A 19,801-nucleotide genomic window follows, 5' to 3' on the forward strand; every position below is an offset into this window, starting at 1 on the left:
AACCCTGACGCTCACGTGTGGAGGCGACGATGACCAACTATTCGGCCGGTTCGGCATCGATCGACATCGGATCGAATCTGCACAACTTCCACCGTGACGTCAGGGCCAAGGTCGAGTCGGAGGACGTCAGTTTCTTCGTCGACGTCCTCCCGGACATGACTGGGTTCGCGGCCGAAGTCAACAACAGGCTCGACGCCATCGATGCCGAGTTCTATGTCGACGTGCTGCCGGACATGACGGGCTTCGCGCGCGAGGTCGACACTCGTCTGGGTGCAATCGACGCGGACTTCTACGTCGACGTGCATCCCGACCTGACCGGATTCGCGCAGGAACTCGACACCCGCCTCGGACAGATCAGTGCGTCCGTGGCCGTCGACGTCGAGGCAGATCTGACCGGGTTCGCACAGGACCTTCAGGCGCGCCTGGACCTGATGACACCGACCGTGCAGGTCGATGTCGAGATCAATTCTCTGCTCGCGTCGATCGAGCTCGCGGCGCTCACCCGCAACCGCTCGATGACGATCGACGTCAACGTCGACCGGGACACGCTCAACCAGCTCGGCAGCTTGGGTGGAAGTCTCGGCGGCGGTCTCGGTGGTTCCATCTCGGGTCTCGGCGGGGCAAGTTCCTCGGCCACTGGCGGTTTGACGAGCATGGCGCTGATCCTCGGCGCCATCGTGACGTTGGCTCCGCTGGTGATCGGTGCTGTCGGCTCGATCGGTGTCGGTATCGCGGCACTCGGTACTGTTGCCGGCCCCGCACTCGGAGGCTTGCTCACGGGCCTGTCCGGTGTCGGAGAGGCCTTCACCGCTGCTGGTGCGGCAGCGGATTCCGCCGGGGAGGACGTCGAGGCTTCTGCGAAGGCTCAGGAGTCCGCTCTGCGGTCGCTGGGGATGGCGCAGCGCAACCTCGAGGACGCCGTCAAGGACGAGGCTCAAGCCCGTGAGGACGTCGTCCGTGCACGCAAGGACGAGCAGGAGCAGCTCGAAGATCTGAACATCACTCTGCGCGGTGGTGCGATCGCGGAGCAGGGCGCGGTGTTGGCGCTCGCGAAGGCGCGCCGTGATGCCCGCAACCTGAAGCCCGGCACCGACAGGCTCGATCAGGACGTCGCGGTTCAGCGGGTCGCGGAGGCGGAGCAGCGTCTGCTAGAGGTCCAGGAACGTAACCAGGACCTCGCCGGTAAGGCGGACGACGCGAACCGCGTCGGTATCGAGGGTTCGAATCAGGTTGTCGCGGCGAAGGACCGGGTGTACGACGCCGAGCGCCGTGTCACCGATGCGCAGCAGCAGGTCCGTCTGGCGCAGGAGGCCACCGAAGAGTCGATGACCAAGGCGTCCTCGGCGGCCGACAAGTACGAGCAGGCGTTGGCGAAGCTGTCGCCGGCGGCCGCGGACTTCGTGCGGAGAATGCGTGCTCTCGCCGAAGAGGGCGGCGCGTGGAACGTTTTCCAGCAGTCCGTGCAGCAAGGTCTGTTCGAAGGTATCGGTGATTCGGTCTCGAATCTCGCGAATACTGTTTTGCCGAAGATCACTCCGGCGATGACGGAGATCGCGCGCTCGATCGGCGGGATTGTCACCACGATCTCCGATGTCCTCACCGGCCCGGCTGGTGAGCAACTGACGACGCTGCTGACGTCGATCCCGCAGTTCTTCACCGCGATGACGCCCGGTATCGAATCGACCGTGCAGGGGTTCCTCGCGTTCGGTGATGCTGCGGCTCCCGCGATGTCGGCACTCGGGCAGGGTGTCGGTGACGTCCTCGGGATGATCGGTGACGCGTTCGTCGAGCTGAACGACTCCGGTGTTCTGACGGAAGCGATTTCAGGGTTCGGGGACATGCTTTCGGGCATCGGTCAGTGGATGGGTCCGCTGACGACGATGTTCGTCGAACTCGGTGCGGTAGCAGGTCCGATTTTCGGTGACCTGTTCACCATCTGGGGTCAGACCATCTCGGAGATGACACCGGCGCTGACGGTCATGGCGCAGGTGATCGGTGACGTGCTCGTCAACGACTTCGAGGCATTCCGGCCCACGATTGTCGCTGTCACGCAAGCATTTGCGGACTTCCTCGTCGCGGTCGCGCCGCTCATCGAACCGCTGGCGGAGATGGCCGCCGTCATCCTGACGGGAATGGCGACGAACTTCTCCTCGCTTATGGTCGCGATGACACCGGTTATCCAGCAGATCGCGGACAACCTGACGCCGATCATTCCGATTCTCGCGAATCACATGGAGAAACTGACGCCGATCTTCGCTGACGCGGCGATGATTCTCGGTGACGCGCTGGTGACGGCACTCGACGAACTCGGGCCGTACCTGCCCGAGCTGGTGCAGACGATGTCGGATCTGGTGATCACCATCGCTCCGCTGCTTCCGGAACTGGTGGAGTTGGCGATCGAAGTCATTCCGATCGTGGTGGGTGCGGCGTCGACGATTCTGCCGATCTTCACCAACGTCGTCGGGATCTTTGCGGAGATCGCGACGTATGCGGTTCCGCTGATCACAGGTGCGCTCAACGGGCTGGAAGGGCCGGTCGGTGCGATCGGCGGATTCTTCGAGGGTATGGCCGAGACCGTTGGTCGGGTCTGGGACGGGATTATCCGGACGATCGGTAGGGCCGTCGGTCAAGTCGGCGGGATCATCAAATCCATTGGTGATGCGGATATTTGGTTCCCAGGAAAAGACGGCGTCCGCAGTCTTGGTGAGTCGATGGTCAGCTGGGGCAACCGTGTCGTGCAAGGGCCCACTGTCATCGACGGTAATGCGGTTGCTGAATCGGCCGATGGTGCGAAGTCTCCGGAGCGTATGCGGATTCAGCGGCGCGCTGATGGCGGGCTCTTCCGTGGTTACGGTGGCCCTCGGGACGATGCGAATGTCGTGGCGATCTCGGACGAGGAGTACATCGTCAACGCGGTCTCGACGGCGAAGCACTTCGATCTGATCGAGGCGATCAACAACGACGAGTTGCCGGCGTTCAAGGACGGAGGCACCACCGGCCGGAAGAAGCCTGGCGGCGCGGCAGCTCCGACGCCGATCGTGCAGGCGCAGAAGGCCCCGACAGCGGCGGAGACGGCCGCGTCGACGGCGACTCCGACCACGACCTCGGGTGCCTCGCGTGGCGCGGCATCACCGGCCGGTACACCGGTTCCGGCGTCGGCGTCCTCGGGCAGCATCATCGGCTCGATGGAAGCCGTGGTCGGGGCGAAGTTCCCGTCGCTGCTGCAGAACGGGCGCGCGTTCTCCGGCATGCGTTCCGGAGACCCCGGCCATCACGGCTCCGGTCACGCCGCCGACTTCTCCAACGGAGGCGACGAGGGCAGCCCCGAGATGCAGGGCCTGGCGCAGTTCATCGCCGACAACTACCTCGGGCAGACGCTCGAGCTGATCCACTCGCCGTTCGATCGCAACATCAAGAACTCCGAGTACGTCGGTGACGGCGTCGGGTTGTACGGCGCGGGAACGATGGCTGGGCATCGCAATCACGTGCACTGGGCGGTCTCGGCTCCGGTCGGCGCGCCCGGTGGTAGCGGTGCGGGCGTCTCTGGTGGCGGTGAGTCGAATCGGGTGATCAATGCCAGCCCGAACTATTCGGGAGCGTCGCCGTACAGCGCCGGCAATCCTGGTGATGCGTACGGCGCGGGGATGCTCGGCGCCAACTACGGCGACGCGTGGGATCGTGCCGACTCTTACGGTGACGGTCCCTCGGATGCTGATCTCGAGAAGATCAGTGTTCAGGCGTACGGGCGTAAAGCTGGTGAGCTGGGCGCGAATTGGTTTCTCGGGATCTTCGGGTTGGAGAATTCGATCCTGTCGGAGTCGAACGTCTATAACAAGGCGTACAACGACACGTTGGAGGCGACGAAACCGAAGGACCCCGGGCAGTACGCGGGCAGTGGGCCGGGTGTCTACACGGCGCCGCAGGTCACCGTCGACGGCGCGGATTGGATGGTCAACTCGAATTGGGGTGCCGGTGCCGGTGGTACGTCGGCGGACGCCGGGTTGAACCACGTGTACGACCCGGCGGGCGGTGCGGAGCAGTGGCGCTCGACCGTCGAGGCGGTGCTGCTCGGGACGGGGCGCTCTCCCTCGTTGGCCGGGATCACGGTTCAGCAGATCCAGATCGAATCGGGCGGCGATCCGAATGCGATCAACAACTGGGACATCAACGCGCAGAACGGGACACCGTCCATTGGTTTGATTCAGGTGATCAAGCCGACGTTCGATTCGTATATGGATGCCCGGTATCCGGGTGGTCAGGCGGACCCGGCACCGAACATCGCGGCGGCATTCAACTATGTCGATGACGAGTACGGCGGCGCGTCGAATATCTGGCCGAAGGTCAACGGGTACAAGGACGGTGGCCAGTACCGGGGACGTGGTGGCCCGCGTGAGGATGCAAATCTGATCGCGATCTCGGACGAGGAGTTCATCGTCAATGCGATGTCGACTCGGGCGAATCTGCCTCTGCTCGAAGCGATCAACTCCGGGCAGCCCGTCATGGATGCGATATCCGACAGTGCCCGGTGGTCTGCCGGTGTCGTCCCGCAGCGTCCGGTCGTCGCGGCCGGTGCCGGTTTGGGTGGTCAGAGTATCGACCGGTCCACCAATCACACCGGCGACATCATCACCGCCGATCTCGCCTCGTACTTCGCCGAACGCGAAAGACGCGCCGCGATCGACGGGTTCGCAGAACTAGCACGGTGGGGAGTGTAAATGTCCGAATTCCAGACCGACGAGATCCACGGTGCCGACGGCAGCTATTGGAACGTCACCACCGGCGAGCAGGGTGTGACGTTGGCACCGGGGCCGACGAAGCTGGTCGATGCCCCGGTGAAGACGATGTGGATCAAATCGGCCCAAGGTGAGCACTACCAGGGATCGAAAGTCCTGCGCCGCGATCCGGTGGCGGCGTTCAACATCGAGGGTGACGATCCGCTCGAATGGCACGATCGGGATTCGCGGTTTCGGATGGCGTTCGAGTACGACCGACAGAGCCGGTGGGTTCGCACCACTGCGGACGGTGCCCGCACCCTGATGGTGCGGCTGCTGTCCGAACCGGCGCAGTCTGCGATCGGCAACAAGGATCCGCACATCTGGGGTCAGTCGATGTTGACCGTGTCGTTGGCGGCGGAGTTCGCGTACTGGACGATGCCGGACATCGTGCGCCGTTGGCGTCTGATGACCGGCACTTCCGGGAGCGGGTTCGTCCCGGTGTGGAATCCGTGCGACGTCCCGATCTGGCTCAAGTGGGTGTGCACCTACCCCGGCAAGTACACGTTGCCGGACTTCTCGTTCCTCGGTGACGTCGCGGCGGCGCGTGTGGTGCCGCTGGAACCGTTGGTGGCCACGGACGGCAACCTCACGGTCGATACGTCCCAAAGTGAGGAGCAGTTGATCTCGACCGAGGAAACCCCTGTGTGGCCCCGTCAGGCGGGTAAGGGGTTCCTGTTCCCAGTGCCCGCGCACACCGCCAGTGAGGACAACCCGATCATGCTGCCTGTCTCGGTGACGGGCGGTGTGGCCGGGGTCTCGGGCGTGCAGCTGCGGATGCCTCGTAACTTCTCTCGGCCCTCGGGGGTGAAGCGATGACCACGATGCTCAGCGACGCCGAGTTCGACGAGTTGTGCGAGCAGACCTGGGACGAGGGTCAACTGATCCGTGAGGCGCACCGAGCGATGGCCCGCACGCCACCGCTGGTCCGTCTGTGGGCGAACCCGACAGATCCCGCGCAGGGACTCCTCTTGCGCGGGATCGCCGCAGACTCGAGTTCGGGGAAGTTCCCGTTCAAGAAGAACCGCGCCGGCACCGGAACGCTCAAGCTGCGAGGTGATCACTTCCTCGCCCGCTGGCTGATGACCATCCCGAACAACCCGGCCGCGAAGAAGAACGTCGTCATCTCGGTCGACCATATGGGCGGCCGGATCCGGTGGTCGGGTCTGCTCAAGCATTGGCGGTTCAGCAAAGACAAAGACGGAATCCGTTTCCTGGAAGCGACGTTCGTGGACGACTTGCAGTTCCTGTCGTACCTTCTCGCGCCGCCGAACCCGGCACTTCCGCTGGGGTTGTTCCAGTTCCCGCGTGTGTTCACCCTTCTCGGCCCGACTATCTGGGCTGCATCGATGACGATTTGGCTCAATCTGTGGAGATTCCAGGGCAATTGGTGGAACCTTCCCGACGATCCGTTCGACTTCAGTCAGTGGACCGAAGCGCACAACATGAACACCTGGCAGGTGATCATCGCCGCGCCGACGTTCTTCAACGATCCGTCGCTGCCCACTCTGTTGGCGGCGCGGATGGACCCGATCGACAAGGTCATCGAAGACGCCATCGATGACGCGCAGGTCGTGCTCCGGTACCGGCGAATCTTCACCGTCGACGGTGAGACCTCGAGCGTTGCCGGTGTCGACAATCCGCGCAACGGTGTCCTCGAGCTTTCCCTCGTCGACCGGTCGGGCTACTACGAGGACACCGGCACCGGAACCACCGGCACGGTCCTCGACGGTTTCAAGCGCTCCATTGCGCAGTTCGCTTCCGGGTTCATCGAGACCGTGGACGTGTTCGTCTCCGACGATCAGACCCTCACCCCTCCGGAGTACTACCTCAAGAAATGGTTCGGGGTGGTTCCTAGTCATCCCTGGATAGTCCTTCGGGACAGCGAATGGTCGAACATCGAAGCCTCGGATCTCTCATGGGGTCCGGCCGGTCCGGTGCAGATCGTGGTCGGCGGGCAGAACGAGTTCGCGGACAGTGCGATCGAGTTGGCGATCCAAGCGGCCGGCAACATGATCGGGTACTTCTTCCTCGGCGGATTCTCCTCCGCCGGTGATATGGCGGCGACGGTGATCATGCCGCTGCTGCGCGGAACGGTACTGGCGTGGAACAACTTCAAGTCCGGTGCGCGTGCGATCAACCTCGGTTGGGTGCACCTGATGGAGATGTACCAGTCCGGTGCGAACAACGCCTGGACCATCTCGGCGGTGATGGCGATCCGCACAGGCATGCTCGCCACTGCCGACGAGTCGGCCTCGAAGATGCGCATGTCCGCCGGTGCTCCGTACTACCCCGGATTGCACATGCTCACCGGCGACCGCGTCGCGCATTCCATCGAAGGGATGACCGACTCGATCACCACAGATCCGTTGTTCGTCAACCAGATCGAGGAAATGAACCTCGCCTGGGATGCCGAGCAGGACGCACCGCATGACTACGAGATCACCGCCGGCACGGGCAAGGCCCTGATGACTCAGGCCGAACGCTCGTCCCGGCTGATGTCCAAAGCGATGGCGACGCTGCAGAACATCGGCGTCAGCCTCGTCTAACCGATAGGAGAACAATCACGATGAGTGGTGTTCCGCTCCAACAGGAATGCGATCCCGACGACCCGGAAGAACATCTGCTCTGGTCGTACACGAAGTTGCCGATGAAACTCGCGGACGGCGCCTACCTGGTGACCATGCCGGAGGTCCTCAGGAAGTGGTCGAAGCAGCAGTACGACGCCGGGTTTCGGCATCATCCGGAATTGCAGACGATCGAGTTCGTGCCACCTCCGGGCGGGATCAGCATGTACGGCCCGCCGGGTGAGTGGCTCAAAACTGAGGACGCCGCCACCCGCCGGGTGGAGAACGCCGAAGCGACCCAGCGTGAGTTCGACGATCTCAAGGATCAGGTCCTCGCATCGATGCCCGAGTACGCGGCGCGCATCACGACGATGACTCCGGAGGAGAAGGCAGCGGCGCGTGAGGATGCGAAAAGCAAACTCCAGGAGTCGCTCTCGAACATGCAGTCGATGCTCGCCGTACTCAACCAACAGGAAGAGTCCGCCGACAACGCGGACGAGACGGAGGAATCATGACATGGACAGGTGACCCCGTATTTCTCGAGCAAGTCATTCGAGATGCGGGAGTGAGTGTTTCGCTCTATCCGGGCGCACTCGATCGAGGGCAAGGTGACTTCTACCAAATCTGGGGAATCATCGACCATCACACCGGCGCACCGGTCGGATCGAACCCCGGACCGGGAGCGATCGCGAAGCATCCGACCCTCGGGCTCGCCTCGCAGATTCACCTCTCCCGCAAAGGCGTGGCCACGATCTGTGGTGTCGGTATCGCCTACCACGCAGGGGAAGGTTCCTGGCCGGGAATCCGAACGAACGCCGCCAATCAGGTCACCATCGGTGTCGAGGCCGAGAACAGCGGCACCGAAGGCTGGTCGTCCGAACAGTATTGGGCGTACGTGCGCATCAACGCTGCGATCCTTCGGAAGATCGAGCAGCCGTCGTCCCACACGATCGGCCACAAGGAGTGGGCGAAGGTCCAAGGCAAGTGGGATCCGGGCGGAATGGACATGGGCAAGTTCCGCGCCGACGTCGCCAACATGATCGCCGAGTTGAACGGCGTCAAGCCCGATGTACCGGTGATCGAGAACCAGATCGACCGTGTCCGGTTCTTCTCCGACTGGCTCGGCAAACGCCTGCACGAGGGTGAGAAGCCGTGCAAGGACGGCGTCGGACGGTACGCGGACTTCGAGAACGGTTCGATCTACTGGCACCCCGACACCGGCGCAGTCCCGATCCCGAAGCTCGTCTACGAAGTGTGGGCTGCACGCGGGTGGGAGATCGAGTTCCTCGGCTACCCACAACGGTTCCACGTCGTCTACGAGAACGAAGGCGATCTGCAGTCTTTCCAGGGCGGCACCATCGCCCGCCGTTACGGCACACCTGGTTTCGTCTGCCACGGCGTCATCGGCCGGCGCTGGATCGAAGAAGGCGGTGTCCGCGGCGTCGACGGCAAGCCCACGAAACTCGGCTGGCCTACCTCCGACGAATACGACTACGACGGCGGCCGTCGTCAGGACTTCGAGCACGGTTCCCTCCTCTGGCATCCGTCAGGGGCAATCGAGATCACAGGAGACAACCGATGAGCCACAGCGATCCCCGCCCCAGCGCGGACATCGACAACCGTTTCGACTTCCATCCCGCCACCACAGCGGAGAAACGCGGCGAGCACGGCAGCATTCGGGAAGCGTGCAAAGCCCTCGCCCACGACCTGGACGCGAAGGTCCCACCCGGCCGCGAGAAGTCCCTCGCACTGACCAACCTGGAACAAGCCATGTTCTGGGCTAACGCAGCAATCGCACGAGGAGCGCAGCAGTGATGACGAACCCCGGTATCGACCTTCTCGGAAACCTCCTGCGGGAGCAGCTCGCTGCGCAGCCGTGGTTCAAGCGGTACGCGAACACCGTCACCTCCGCAGTGGGCTTTCTCGTCGGCGTGGTGTGGCTGCTTGTCTCGGCCGGTGTGCATCTGCCGGCGGAAGTGACCAGCGGTGTCCTGCTGCTCGTGAGCGCCCTCACTGTGGCGGGTGTGAAGCTCACCCCGAACGGCGTCACCGAGAAACAGGTTGTCGAGATCGAAGAGTACGTCGGCCGACACCGCTCCCAGGACTGACGTGCCGCGCCCTGTATTCGCAGCTATCGTCGAGCGGTCGCTGCGCACAGGCGCGTACGCGGGTGTCACGGTCGCCGGATTCGCGTCGATCCTGTGGACACCGCGCACCATCGCCGATGTACTCGTCGGCGGTACGTCGACGGCGTGGGGCATCTTCCTGCTCGTCGGTGGTGCCGTGTGCACGTTCGCGTCGATCACCGAGCGCTACCTGATCGAGCACCCGGCGATCCTGCTGGTGATCGCCGGGCTGTGCCTGTATCTCGTTGCGCTGTGGGAGATCACCCTCGACGGGGAACTCTCCCGCCTGACACAAACGGCGGTCATCACCGCGTACGCGCTGCATCTCTTCGCCAGACATGTGCAGTTGCGCAGACTAGCGGGAGCTCTGACACCAAAGGACGTGTAGATGTTCGGGTTCACCGCCACGGAAATAGCGTTACTCGTCACGGCTTTCGGTGGCGGGACCACTCTGCAAGCTGCCCTCGCAGCGCTCAAAGCACGGCGGCTCGGCGCTCAGTCTCGCGAGCAATCACAGAACTCGGCGGTCGCCACCGAGTTGGCGCGCGTCCGCGAAAGCGAGAGCGAAGCGTGGGAGCGCGCCGATGCGATGGAAGAGCGCTACGACCGGATGACTGCTTCCCGCAACGCGTGGCGAGAACGATCCCACAGGCAAGACATCTATCACGCTCGCCACTGCCGGACCGAGACGGACGAGTATCCGCCGCCGCCAAGGGAATAGGAGGACTGCCATGCTCAGTGACAGTGGAGAAGGCTGATGACCTCTCCAGGGCACGATTTCAACACACCCACCACCGTTGTCACCGGCAACGATGGTTCGACGAGGCGGATGGCGCAGCGGACGCAGGCCGCCGTGATGAAACAGAAGTCCGACGAACTCAAAGCGAGTGGGTGGGGTGAGGGTTCCGAGAAGCACTTCGGTGACAAAGCAGCCCAGCAGGCGGAACTCGCCGGCCTGCAATCGCGGACTCAGAAGCTCGAAGGCGTCATCGGCTACGCCCACGCCTACGCGAACGGCGGGCTGTCGCTCTCACTCGGCTCGGTGAAGTTCCCGATGAGCAATCAGATCGGCCCACTTGTCGGGGTCACCATGACGAACGGCTCGTTCTTCCTCGGCTCGAAAGGCCTGTGGGTCGCGGACGCACAAGCATCCTTCGACACGTACGGCGTTGGTGTGAAGAAGATTTCGATCACAGCGAAGGTGTTCAGTCCAGGTGGACTGATCCACTTTCAGCGCAGTTCGATATTCGACACCGGTGAGGAGAACACCCGCGCAGTGCACATGCCGTTCACCATTCCCTCGGCCGGATACTACGTCGAACTCTGGCTCAATGCCGCGATCGGCCGCGGGGTGTACGGCGGTAGTGAATGGAACGGGTTGTCAGTCAACAAGATCAGTACCGAAGAGAGCTAGGAGGACACCGTGGCCGTCTCGGGTGAGTTCACGTATCCACCGATCGACTACTTCGCCGGACAACCGCCGATCGAAACCCGATCTGATGCCGAGTGGGAGGAGCGCGCTCGCTTCGTCATCGCCGAAAGTGGCGTTCCCGACGGGGATGTCGCCGCCCTCGCGTCGGCATTGCGCGCGAGTGCAACTCGCGAAGAAGTACTGCGCGCGGAGATTGTCGCGGGCTGGGCCGCAATCGAGGAGGAGGCCTACCAAATGAACCAAGCGATGACCGAGGAAGGTGTGACATGACCGTCATAATGGAACCGTTGACCGACCCGGCGGGACGTCCGGAGACCGACCCGCTGACCTTCTACATCGAGACCATCCGCCAGAATGCCTCGGGCACAGCGACTGTGAGCGTCAAACGCGTGGACGTCACACCCGTCGACGGCGTGCTGACCACCCCAGATCTCGATCCTGGACCGACACAAGTGCAGTGGCGGGGAGTCCGCTACAAGATCGACATTCCGGACTCGGATACATCAGTTCGGCTGTGGCCGCTTATCGATGCCGGTTGGCCGACCCCGTCGCCGGGTGCGCCCGGCTTTGTTCGCAATGCCGGCGGTATCGACCGCATGGAACCGGTCGAACTCGCTGACTACTCCGGGCATCCGAAAGTTCCTGCATCCCTTTACTTGCTCTTCTAGGAGAATCTCATGGCCCATTCAGGTAAGTACTATGGTCTGTTTCTGAAGTCGTTGCTCAACAAGGAAGTCGACATCGACTCCGACACTCTGAAGGTGATGCTGTGCAACAGCACGTACACACCGAATCAGGATACGCACCAGTACAAGTCGTCGGTGACTAACGAGATCACCGGTACCGGATACACCGCCGGCGGCGCGACGCTCACGGGCGTGACGCTGACGTACAACGCGAGCACGAACACGATCGTGCTGGACGCTGACGATGTGTCCTGGAACGGTGCGACGTTCACGGCCCGTCACGCTGTCATCTACGACTCGACGCCCGGCTCCGATGCGACCCGGCCGCTGATCGCTGTGATCACTTTCGATACGGATATTCCGGCGACCAGTGCCCCGTTCCAGTTGCTGTGGGATGCGGCGGGGATTGCCTCTCTGACGGTGAGCTGATCGTGGCCGTCGTGCACGGCGGCCGCCCTGTGCAGGCGGTGCGGTGGATCACTGAGGACGGCGAAGAGAAGATCATCGTCCAGATCCGCTGGGTCGACGCGCACGGTGTCGATCACCTGGTGTGGGACGGGACGATGCCCGCGTTCGTCGAAGCCGGGCGCGCAACCGGTGCCGGCGCAGTCACAGCCCCGACGGTGTCGGCGGGGCAACGGCTGGCGATACCGGTTGTCGGGTCGGCCGACGGTGAAGTACTCGACGTCACCGTCTCCGCCGGCGCCCGTCTCGGCGTTCCCGTGGCAGCAGGGTCCGGAGCGGTCGCGGTTCCCGTCGTCTCAGGTGGCGCTCGAATCGCCATGCCGCACATCACCGGCTCCGGTCTCGTACGTGCACCACTGGCCGGTGAGTTCACCGACAGTGACGTGAACGTGCCGATGGTGACCGGCGAGGGCGAGGTGTACGCACCGACCGTGCAGGTACCCGTGGACCTCGAGATCACGGCCGCCTCTGGTGTCGGTGAGGTGCTGATTCCGGTCGTCCGCGCCGGTGGCGCTGCGGTGGTGCCGGTCGTGACAGGTTCGGGATCTGTGTCCGTCCCTGTGGTGACAGCAGGGCAGAGCATCACGGTTCCGCCCGCAGCGGGCTCCGGCCTCGTCCGAGTCCCTGTTGTTGCGGTACCCGCCGCCGTGTCGGTACCGATCGTCACAGGTTCCGGAGTGGTGAATGTGCCGGTCGTCAAGAACGGTGAGTCGTACACCGACCTCTTCAACCGGGCATCTCTCGGCTCGGACTGGGGCGTGTACTCACCGCTGCCTGTCATTTCGGGCAGTACGAAGATGCAGGCCGGTTCCCTGTCGTTCGGCCAGCAGGCGCTGTGCACTCCGACGTACGCACAAGCGCTCACGAGCAACAACCAGTCGGTGTCGATCACTCTCGCCGCTCCGACCGGCACGCTGAACACCAACGGCGGTTGCGTCTTCGGCGGGTATCTGCGGGCGACAGGTGCGGCGGACTCGGGAACGATGGTCGCTTTCCAGGCGTACGGCAGCACTGCGGTGATCGCGTCGAAGTCCGGTGCGACGTTTACGCAGCGGGCCACGAACACGCTCGGGTCGGCTGTCACTTCGGGTGATGTGTTCGAGTTCCGGGCAGTGAGCAACGGATACACGCTCTACCGCAACGGTCTCGTCGCGTGTTCGTGGTTGGACTCCGGAAACCTGATGGCGGTCGGATCATCGAACCTGAGGGGTGGTGCGATCGTGATGTCCGCGTACAACGCGAACACCAGCTACCAGTTGCAGTACTCGATGGCGATCGACGAGTTCACCTTGAAAGACATCTAGACCCCGAGCACGACAAAGCCCCAACTCATCAGCAAACCTGATGAGTTGGGGCTTCTTGTCGTATCAGAACTGGTTAGCAGCGACCAGACTCCGCGAGGTCGAAGGCGTGCACAGTTCGTTCGCGCTCATCGTTCGAGAGTGCGTACCAATCGTCACTCTCGATCATCCAGTCGTAAAACTCGCGGATCTCGGCCTGTCGATCGAAGTCCTCGACGAGCGGCGCAAATGCCTCGACGTAGGAGACCAGCCACCGGCACATCTCGGCAGGCGTGCTGGCATAGAAGTAGTCGTCGATCGAGATCTCACCGTCTTGTGTGCCGCTGGCGGTGGGCGTTCCCTGGACGGAGGTCGTGCAGCCGGCGAGCACAAGTGAGCCGACCACGAGTGCCACCGAAATCCGTTTGCGCATGCATGGATCAAACCAGACTTACGTAGTGTCCGGTTTCTTTCGTCGTGTTGACTTCTGTCGTTTTCGAAATGTGGACAGGCCCTCGCTCAGTTTGTCGACTGAACCGCTCGAGCGGCGTGCGCTGTACGCGACATACATGGTTGTAGTCCCGAGATCCTTGTGGCCGAGCAGCTGTTGAACGTCGCGAACATCCGCACCGAGGTCACACATCACCGTGGCGAAACGATGACGCAACGTATGAAGCGTGTATGAGAGGCCGAGTCCTTTCAGGTGCTCTGAGGCCAGCTGCGAGATGTAGTTCGGTGTGTACGGTTGGCCGTTCCGTCGGCGGAAGATCGGCCCCGATTGGTGCAGGAATGAACGCAACTCTTCCACCACAGTTGGTGGAACTCGGACGATCCGTTCGTGTCCACCCTTGCCTCTCACGGTCAGAAAGCCGCCGCCCGTGGGCTCGATGCGGAGATCGCCCCTGCAAATAGATGCGATCTCACCCGCTCGAAGTCCGCAGTAGCCCGCGAGTAATAGCCAGCAGAACATCGTGTGATTGTGCAGTGCCCCAAGCAATGCGACGCGTAGGTCGTCCTCCGGAATAGGGCGCGGTGAGCGCCGCTTAATCTTCGGCATGACGAGACATCTGGTCGGATCGTGTCCGAGTAGTTCTGACTCGTACGCCCAGAGGAAGAAAGCTCGCACATGGGAGGTGTAGGTCTGGACGCTGCTGGCGCTGACAGTGAGCGATCGCTGCCAGCGTGAGAGGTCATCGGGAGTTGCTTCGATGAGGTTCTTTCCTAGCCAAGCCTCGACTCTTTCGAGTTGACCCTTGCGGTGGATTGCGGTGTTCGGCTGGAGATTTCTCATTCTCAGGTGAGCGAGATGTTGCTTGATTTCAGTTGATGAAGTCATGGGCGAATCGTTACCCGTCCTTCGGGTCATGGCGAGTGTCGTTTCCGGTTCGATGCTCACTTGTGAGCACCTCGCAATAAGTGCAGAGACCGCCCGTTTGACCTGCGCTTTTTCGATCTAGAAATATCTGACTTTACGGTAAGATAATACTGAGTAAGAATAGTCTTCAACAGGTAATCGCACCATCCTTGGAGACGCAAGTGACAAGCAAAGCCCGTTCAAACGCAAAGCCCGCCGCACCGCGCACCGCACCGGCCGCAGCCGCTGCGAAGTCCGCAGGTCAGCGCCGTCCGGTTGCGATCGTCGGCGGAAATCGCATTCCGTTCGCACGCTCGGACAAGGCGTACGCACAGGCGTCCAACCAGGACATGTTCACCGCGACGCTCGACGGTCTGGTGAGCCGATTCAATCTGCAGGGCGAGAAGCTCGGCATGGTCGTCGGCGGTGCGGTGCTCAAGCACAGCCGTGATTTCAATCTCATTCGCGAGTCCGTTCTCGGCAGCGCGCTGAGCCCGTACACGTCGGCGTACGACCTTCAGCAGGCGTGTGGCACGGGACTGCAGTCGATCATCGCCGTCGGCGACGCCATTTCGGCCGGCCGCATCGATTCGGGCATCGGCGGCGGCACGGACACCACGTCCGACGCCCCGATCGGCGTCAACGATCAGGCGCGCGAGTTCCTGCTCTCCCTCAATCGCGCGAAGTCCACGGGCGACCGCATCAAGCTGCTCGGCAACGTCCGTGCGGGCATGCTCGGCCTCGAAATTCCGCGCAACGGCGAGCCTCGCACCGGCAAGTCGATGGGTGACCACGCTGCGATCACCGCCAAGGAATTCGGCATCAAGCGCGAGGATCAGGACGAACTTGCCGCTGCCAGCCACAAGAACATGGCGGCTGCCTACGACCGCGGCTTCTTCGACGACCTCGTCACCCCGTTCCTCGGCCTGACCCGCGACGACAACCTCCGTCCCGGTTCGACCGTCGAGAAGTTGTCGACGCTCAAGCCCGTCTTCGGTACCAAGCTCGGCGACGCGACGATGACGGCAGGCAACTCGACGCCGCTTACCGACGGCGCTTCTGCAGTGCTCCTCTCCACCGACGAGTGGGCAGCCGAGCGCAACCTTCCGGTTCTGGCGCACCTCGTCGATTCCGAAACCGCTGCCGTCGACTACGTCCACGGCAAAGACGGGTTGCTCATGGCTCCCACGTACGCGATTCCGCGTTTGCTGGCCCGCAACGGTCTGACCTTGCAGGACTTCGATTACTACGAGATCCACGAAGCCTTCGCTTCGGTGGTTCTGGCAACCCTGCAGGCCTTCGAGTCCGACGAGTACTGCAAGGAACGCCTCGGCCTCGACGGCGCGTTGGGATCGATCGACCGAAGCAAGCTCAATGTCAACGGATCGTCCTTGGCTGCAGGTCACCCGTTCGCGGCAACCGGCGGACGTATTGTGGCTTCCCTCGCAAAGATGCTCGCGGAGAAGGGCTCGGGCCGCGGCCTGATCTCGATCTGTGCGGCCGGCGGCCAGGGTGTCACGGCGATCATCGAGCGGTAAGCGCTCCACAATCTCCCCACGTGCGTGAAAACTGCGCTCACCTGCAGTGATCGTGGCGAGGGGATGCGTAATCGGGGATCCGGCCACGAGGGGTGGCCGGATCCCCGAACTCTTTGCAAACTTTTTCGCGCAGGCGTGTAACGCTGCAGAATAGCTACCGATATTCATGACAGCCCCGTGTTGCTGCCTGACCCCCGACCTGGCAGCAGCGCGGGGCTCTCGTATGTCCGGATATCCTGTATTGAGTTGTCGGTGAGCGCCGCAGCGACGGTTGATGCAGCGAGGAGCCAACAGGTGAGTGACGAAGAGGGTCCGTCCGTCGAGAAGACGAACAGCGAGGACTCGTCCCTCCCGGAACAGGAACTCGAGTCGGTCGAGGAACCTCAGGCGGTCGAAGAGACCGAGTCGGTCGATGAACCCAAGACCCCTGAGGACACCGAGGCGGTTGTCGAGGCTGAATCAGTAGAACCAGAACCAGCCGAAGCACCAAGGCCTGTCGACGAAGAAGCAATCGATTCCACAGAAGCGACAGTCGACGAAGCAGTAGACGAGCCGACAATCGTCGAGCCCACAATCGACGAGCCGACAATCGACGAATCGGCAAACGAGGTCACCACCGTCATCCCAGTCGTCCCAGCGGAGGACGCACCGCCGACGGAAGTAGTCGACTCGGCTCCGGCGACAGAAGCCATCGACGAGCAGACAGAGCAGTTCGAGCCCCCGGCAGTGGTGGTTCCCCCGAAGCCGCCGCGCCCCGAGTTCGTGCAGCAGTACGACACCCAGCAATTCGAACCCATCCAGCAGCAGTACGAGCCTGTTGTCCGCGAACCAGAGGCAGTTGCACCACCAGCACCGCAACAACAGCCAGAAGCGCCCGCTCCGGAGTCTTCCCGTAAGTGGGTCAAACCGGCGATAGCAGTCGGCGCCATCTTTGCCGTCGCAGTGATTGCCTACGGAGTGGACATCTTCACGTCGTCGGGGAAGACACCACGCGGCACCCAGGTCGCCGGGGTGGACATCGGTGATCTCACGCCTGCCGACGCAGAGGCCACGCTGCGCGCCGAACTCGGCCCACGGCTCGTCGAACCGGTAGCGGTACATGCCGGCGGCGTCGATTCCGAGATCGTTCCCGCATCTGCGGGTGTGGACGTCGACTGGTCGGCGACGCTCTCGGGCGTGAACGCTCAGCCGATCAACCCGATCACCCGCATCACGTCGTTCTTCGGCTCCCGCGAGGTGCCCGTGGTGTCGACGGTCGACCAGGGTGCGTTGGATGCCTCGATGTCGCAACTTGCGGCGAACAGCGATCGTGCGCCCGTCGAAGGCGCAGTCGTGTTCGAGAGTGGGAAGGCGACGGGTGTTTCACCTGCCGCCGGCCAGGCTCTCGAAACGCAGCAGGCGGGCGCAACGTTCGCCGCGGAGTGGTCTGACGGTGGCGTCGTCGATCTTCCGGTCGACGAGGTGCCGGTGACGGTCACTCAGGCCGGTGTCGATCGCGCACTGCAGGAGATTGCCATTCCGGCTGCCTCGGGTGATGTCGTGGTCAACGGCCGTGACGGCAAGGTTGCGACGCTCGGCGTCGACCAGATCGGTGAGGTTCTGACCTTCACACCTGACGGCTCGGGTGGGCTGACTCCGCAGTACAACACGGATGCTGCGATCAAGATTCTGACTCCGCAGTTGGTATCGACTGAAGTACAACCCAAGGACGCGTCGTTCACCTTCGCCGGTGGTAAGCCGTCGGTTGTGCCGGGTGTTGTCGGTGATCTGATCAACTGGCCGGACACGGTCAAGGAACTTCCGGTTCTGCTGGGCAGCACGGCTTCTCGGGCAACACCCGCCGTGTACGGACCCGTCCCGCCGGCGTTGACCACCGAAGCCGCGGATGCCCTCGGCATCAACGAGGTGATCGGCGAATTCACCACCGGTGGTTTCGAATACGCGTCTGGTGTGAATATCGGCCTGGCCGCATCGGAGATCGACGGGGCCGTGATCAAGCCAGGGGATACGTTCTCGCTCAACGAGTACACGGGTCCGCGCGGTGCGGCTCAGGGATACGTCGAGTCGGGGATCATCAACAATGGTCGCCCGGACAAGGCTGTCGGCGGCGGTATCAGCCAGCTCGCGACGACGCTCTACAACGCGACGTATTTCGCAGGCATGGACGACGTCGCGCACACCGAGCACAGTTACTACATCTCGCGGTACCCCGAAGCGCGTGAGGCGACCATCTTCGATGGTGCGATCGACTTGCAGTTCCGTAATCCGGCGAAGACCGGCGTGATGATCGAGACGATTGCGACGTCGTCGAACATCACCGTTCGGATCTGGGGAACCAAAACCGTCGATGTCGCTTCGACGACCGGCCCGCGCACGTCGCCGACGTCGCCGAACACCGTGACGTTGCCGGAGGGGCCTGGTTGTGTCGCTTCGAGCGGTGCGCCCGGATTCACGGTCAGCGACACCCGCGTGATCACCGACCACGCGAGTGGCGCCGAGATTTCCTCGAACACCCGGACCGTCAAGTACGACCCGGTGCCGATCGTGAAGTGCGAGTAGGGAACTACTTGCCGACGAGTGGGCCGAGGGTGCGGCCCGCAAGGTCGACGATGCCTGGCTCTTCGCCGTTGGTGATCAGGTTGATCACGACGCCGTCGATGCCGTGGTCGAGGATGCGCGTCTGAACCTGCTCGGCGACGTCGTCCGGGCTGCCGACGAAATGGCGTTCGGTGGCCTTGGCGACCACGTCTTGCGGCGCCGTGGTGATGTCGAGGCCACGCTCCGCGAGAAACGTTCGCTGATGCGCGCGAGCCTTGTCGCCGTCCTCGTCGATCATCATGAACGTGAGGAAGCTGGTCTCGAGGGTTGCGGGATCGCGACCGGCTTCGTCGCAGCGTGCCGCAAGTGCTTCCATCTTGCGCGGCAGTTCCGACGGGTCGCAGATGATGTTGAGGTGATCCGCGAAGCGAGCGGCGAGGCCGAACGTCTTCTTCTCACCGCCACCGCCGAGCAGGATCGGCAGGTCGTCGCGGACTCGCGGCTCGTTGATGGCGTCCTCGACGTGGTACCACTTGCCGTCGAAGGTGGGGCGCTCACCGCGGAGCATCGGCACGATGATCTGCAGTGCTTCGTCGAGCTTCTGGAAGCGCTCGGTGAACGTTCCGAACTCGTATCCGAACGAATTGTGTTCGAGCTCGAACCAACCGGCGCCGATGCCCAGGATGGCCCGACCGCCGCTCACCACGTCGAGGGTGGTGACGGTCTTGGCGAGCATGGGCGGATTGCGGTAGGTGTTTCCCGTGACCAGTGCAGACAACTGGATGGTTTCGGTGGCCGTCGCCAGCGCGGAGAGCGCGGAGTAGGCCTCGAGCATCGGGGCGTCCGGCGCTCCGATTCCGGGGAGTTGGTAGAAGTGATCCATCACGAATGCAGTGTCGAAGCCTGCGGCTTCGGCTTCGCGGGCCTGCACTATGACGGTGGGGAAGAGGTCCTTGACCGGACCGCCGTAGCTGAAGTTGGGCATCTGGTATCCGAGGCGAGTGCTCACCGTTTCGACGTTACTCGCGATCGGTTGACCTGGC

Annotated in this window: 19 protein-coding genes; 16 read left to right on the plus strand and 3 right to left on the minus strand. The window is 63.0% G+C overall.

Annotation, left to right across the window (positions count from 1 at the left end; genetic code table 11):
* Positions 1 to 29: 29 nt before the first annotated feature.
* Genes ACKAMS_RS22755 through ACKAMS_RS22820 form a run of 14 tightly spaced genes read left to right on the plus strand, consistent with a single transcriptional unit; the run spans position 30 to position 13,352 of the window.
* Positions 30 to 4,715 (plus strand): transglycosylase SLT domain-containing protein, encoded by a 4,686-nt coding sequence (locus tag ACKAMS_RS22755; RefSeq protein WP_408989563.1) that lies wholly within the window; start codon positions 30 to 32, stop codon positions 4,713 to 4,715.
* Positions 4,716 to 5,591, plus strand: coding sequence for a hypothetical protein (locus tag ACKAMS_RS22760; protein ID WP_408989564.1), 876 nt, complete (start codon positions 4,716 to 4,718; stop codon positions 5,589 to 5,591). It abuts the gene before it with no gap.
* Entirely contained in the window at positions 5,588 to 7,321 is a 1,734-nt protein-coding gene (locus ACKAMS_RS22765) for a hypothetical protein (RefSeq protein ID WP_408989565.1), read from the plus strand. Before ACKAMS_RS22760 ends, ACKAMS_RS22765 begins: the two co-directional genes overlap by 4 nt.
* 20 nt (positions 7,322 to 7,341) lie before the next feature.
* Complete coding sequence (locus ACKAMS_RS22770; protein WP_408989566.1) at positions 7,342 to 7,854, plus strand: DUF2744 domain-containing protein; 513 nt, start codon at positions 7,342 to 7,344, stop codon at positions 7,852 to 7,854.
* The gene (locus ACKAMS_RS22775; protein WP_408989567.1) at positions 7,851 to 8,921 is read left to right on the plus strand and encodes an N-acetylmuramoyl-L-alanine amidase; all 1,071 of its coding nucleotides are present in this window, start codon (positions 7,851 to 7,853) and stop codon (positions 8,919 to 8,921) included. The genes ACKAMS_RS22770 and ACKAMS_RS22775 overlap by 4 nt, the downstream gene beginning before the upstream one ends.
* Positions 8,918 to 9,154, plus strand: a complete 237-nt coding sequence (locus ACKAMS_RS22780; RefSeq protein ID WP_408989568.1) for a hypothetical protein — start codon at positions 8,918 to 8,920, stop codon at positions 9,152 to 9,154. The genes ACKAMS_RS22775 and ACKAMS_RS22780 overlap by 4 nt, the downstream gene beginning before the upstream one ends.
* On the plus strand, positions 9,154 to 9,447 hold the full coding sequence (locus ACKAMS_RS22785) for a hypothetical protein (RefSeq protein ID WP_408989569.1): 294 nt from the start codon (positions 9,154 to 9,156) through the stop codon (positions 9,445 to 9,447). The genes ACKAMS_RS22780 and ACKAMS_RS22785 overlap by 1 nt, the downstream gene beginning before the upstream one ends.
* A 1-nt stretch (position 9,448) precedes the next feature.
* Positions 9,449 to 9,853 carry a hypothetical protein gene (locus ACKAMS_RS22790; protein WP_408989570.1) on the plus strand — a complete coding sequence of 135 codons (405 nt, stop codon included), beginning with the start codon at positions 9,449 to 9,451 and terminating at the stop codon, positions 9,851 to 9,853.
* Entirely contained in the window at positions 9,854 to 10,186 is a 333-nt protein-coding gene (locus tag ACKAMS_RS22795) for a hypothetical protein (protein ID WP_408989571.1), read from the plus strand.
* A 36-nt stretch (positions 10,187 to 10,222) separates the two neighbouring features.
* Entirely contained in the window at positions 10,223 to 10,879 is a 657-nt protein-coding gene (locus ACKAMS_RS22800; protein WP_408989572.1) for a hypothetical protein, read from the plus strand.
* 9 nt (positions 10,880 to 10,888) lie between these two features.
* Positions 10,889 to 11,167, plus strand: a complete 279-nt coding sequence (locus ACKAMS_RS22805) for a hypothetical protein (RefSeq protein ID WP_408989573.1) — start codon at positions 10,889 to 10,891, stop codon at positions 11,165 to 11,167.
* Positions 11,164 to 11,565, plus strand: a complete 402-nt coding sequence (locus ACKAMS_RS22810; RefSeq protein WP_408989574.1) for a hypothetical protein — start codon at positions 11,164 to 11,166, stop codon at positions 11,563 to 11,565. The genes ACKAMS_RS22805 and ACKAMS_RS22810 overlap by 4 nt, the downstream gene beginning before the upstream one ends.
* Before the next feature lie 9 nt (positions 11,566 to 11,574).
* Complete coding sequence (locus ACKAMS_RS22815) at positions 11,575 to 12,012, plus strand: hypothetical protein (protein WP_408989575.1); 438 nt, start codon at positions 11,575 to 11,577, stop codon at positions 12,010 to 12,012.
* Positions 12,013 to 12,014: 2 nt separating this feature from the next.
* Positions 12,015 to 13,352: a hypothetical protein gene (locus tag ACKAMS_RS22820; protein ID WP_408989576.1), complete on the plus strand. Its 1,338-nt coding sequence runs from the start codon at positions 12,015 to 12,017 to the stop codon at positions 13,350 to 13,352.
* Positions 13,353 to 13,425: 73 nt separating this feature from the next.
* Here ACKAMS_RS22820 and ACKAMS_RS22825 read toward each other — a convergent pair whose 3' ends face one another.
* Positions 13,426 to 13,761: a hypothetical protein gene (locus ACKAMS_RS22825; protein ID WP_408989577.1), complete on the minus strand. Its 336-nt coding sequence runs from the start codon at positions 13,759 to 13,761 to the stop codon at positions 13,426 to 13,428.
* Between the two features lie 18 nt (positions 13,762 to 13,779).
* A complete protein-coding gene (locus tag ACKAMS_RS22830) occupies positions 13,780 to 14,664 on the minus strand; it encodes a tyrosine-type recombinase/integrase (protein ID WP_408989578.1) in 885 nt (294 codons plus the stop codon).
* Between the two features lie 200 nt (positions 14,665 to 14,864).
* Between ACKAMS_RS22830 and ACKAMS_RS22835 the strand changes: the two genes are divergently transcribed.
* Both ACKAMS_RS22835 and ACKAMS_RS22840 read left to right on the plus strand, forming a co-directional pair.
* Positions 14,865 to 16,220 (plus strand): acetyl-CoA C-acetyltransferase, encoded by a 1,356-nt coding sequence (locus ACKAMS_RS22835; RefSeq protein WP_019747140.1) that lies wholly within the window; start codon positions 14,865 to 14,867, stop codon positions 16,218 to 16,220.
* A 294-nt stretch (positions 16,221 to 16,514) separates the two neighbouring features.
* A complete protein-coding gene (locus tag ACKAMS_RS22840) occupies positions 16,515 to 18,779 on the plus strand; it encodes a VanW family protein (protein WP_279219017.1) in 2,265 nt (754 codons plus the stop codon).
* A 4-nt stretch (positions 18,780 to 18,783) separates the two neighbouring features.
* Here ACKAMS_RS22840 and ACKAMS_RS22845 read toward each other — a convergent pair whose 3' ends face one another.
* The gene (locus tag ACKAMS_RS22845) at positions 18,784 to 19,767 is read right to left on the minus strand and encodes an LLM class F420-dependent oxidoreductase (RefSeq protein ID WP_408989579.1); all 984 of its coding nucleotides are present in this window, start codon (positions 19,765 to 19,767) and stop codon (positions 18,784 to 18,786) included.
* Positions 19,768 to 19,801 lie beyond the last annotated feature (34 nt).

Origin of the sequence: Rhodococcus sp. 5A-K4, assembly GCF_046097995.1 — a bacterium.
Taxonomy (GTDB): domain Bacteria; phylum Actinomycetota; class Actinomycetes; order Mycobacteriales; family Mycobacteriaceae; genus Rhodococcus_F; species Rhodococcus_F erythropolis.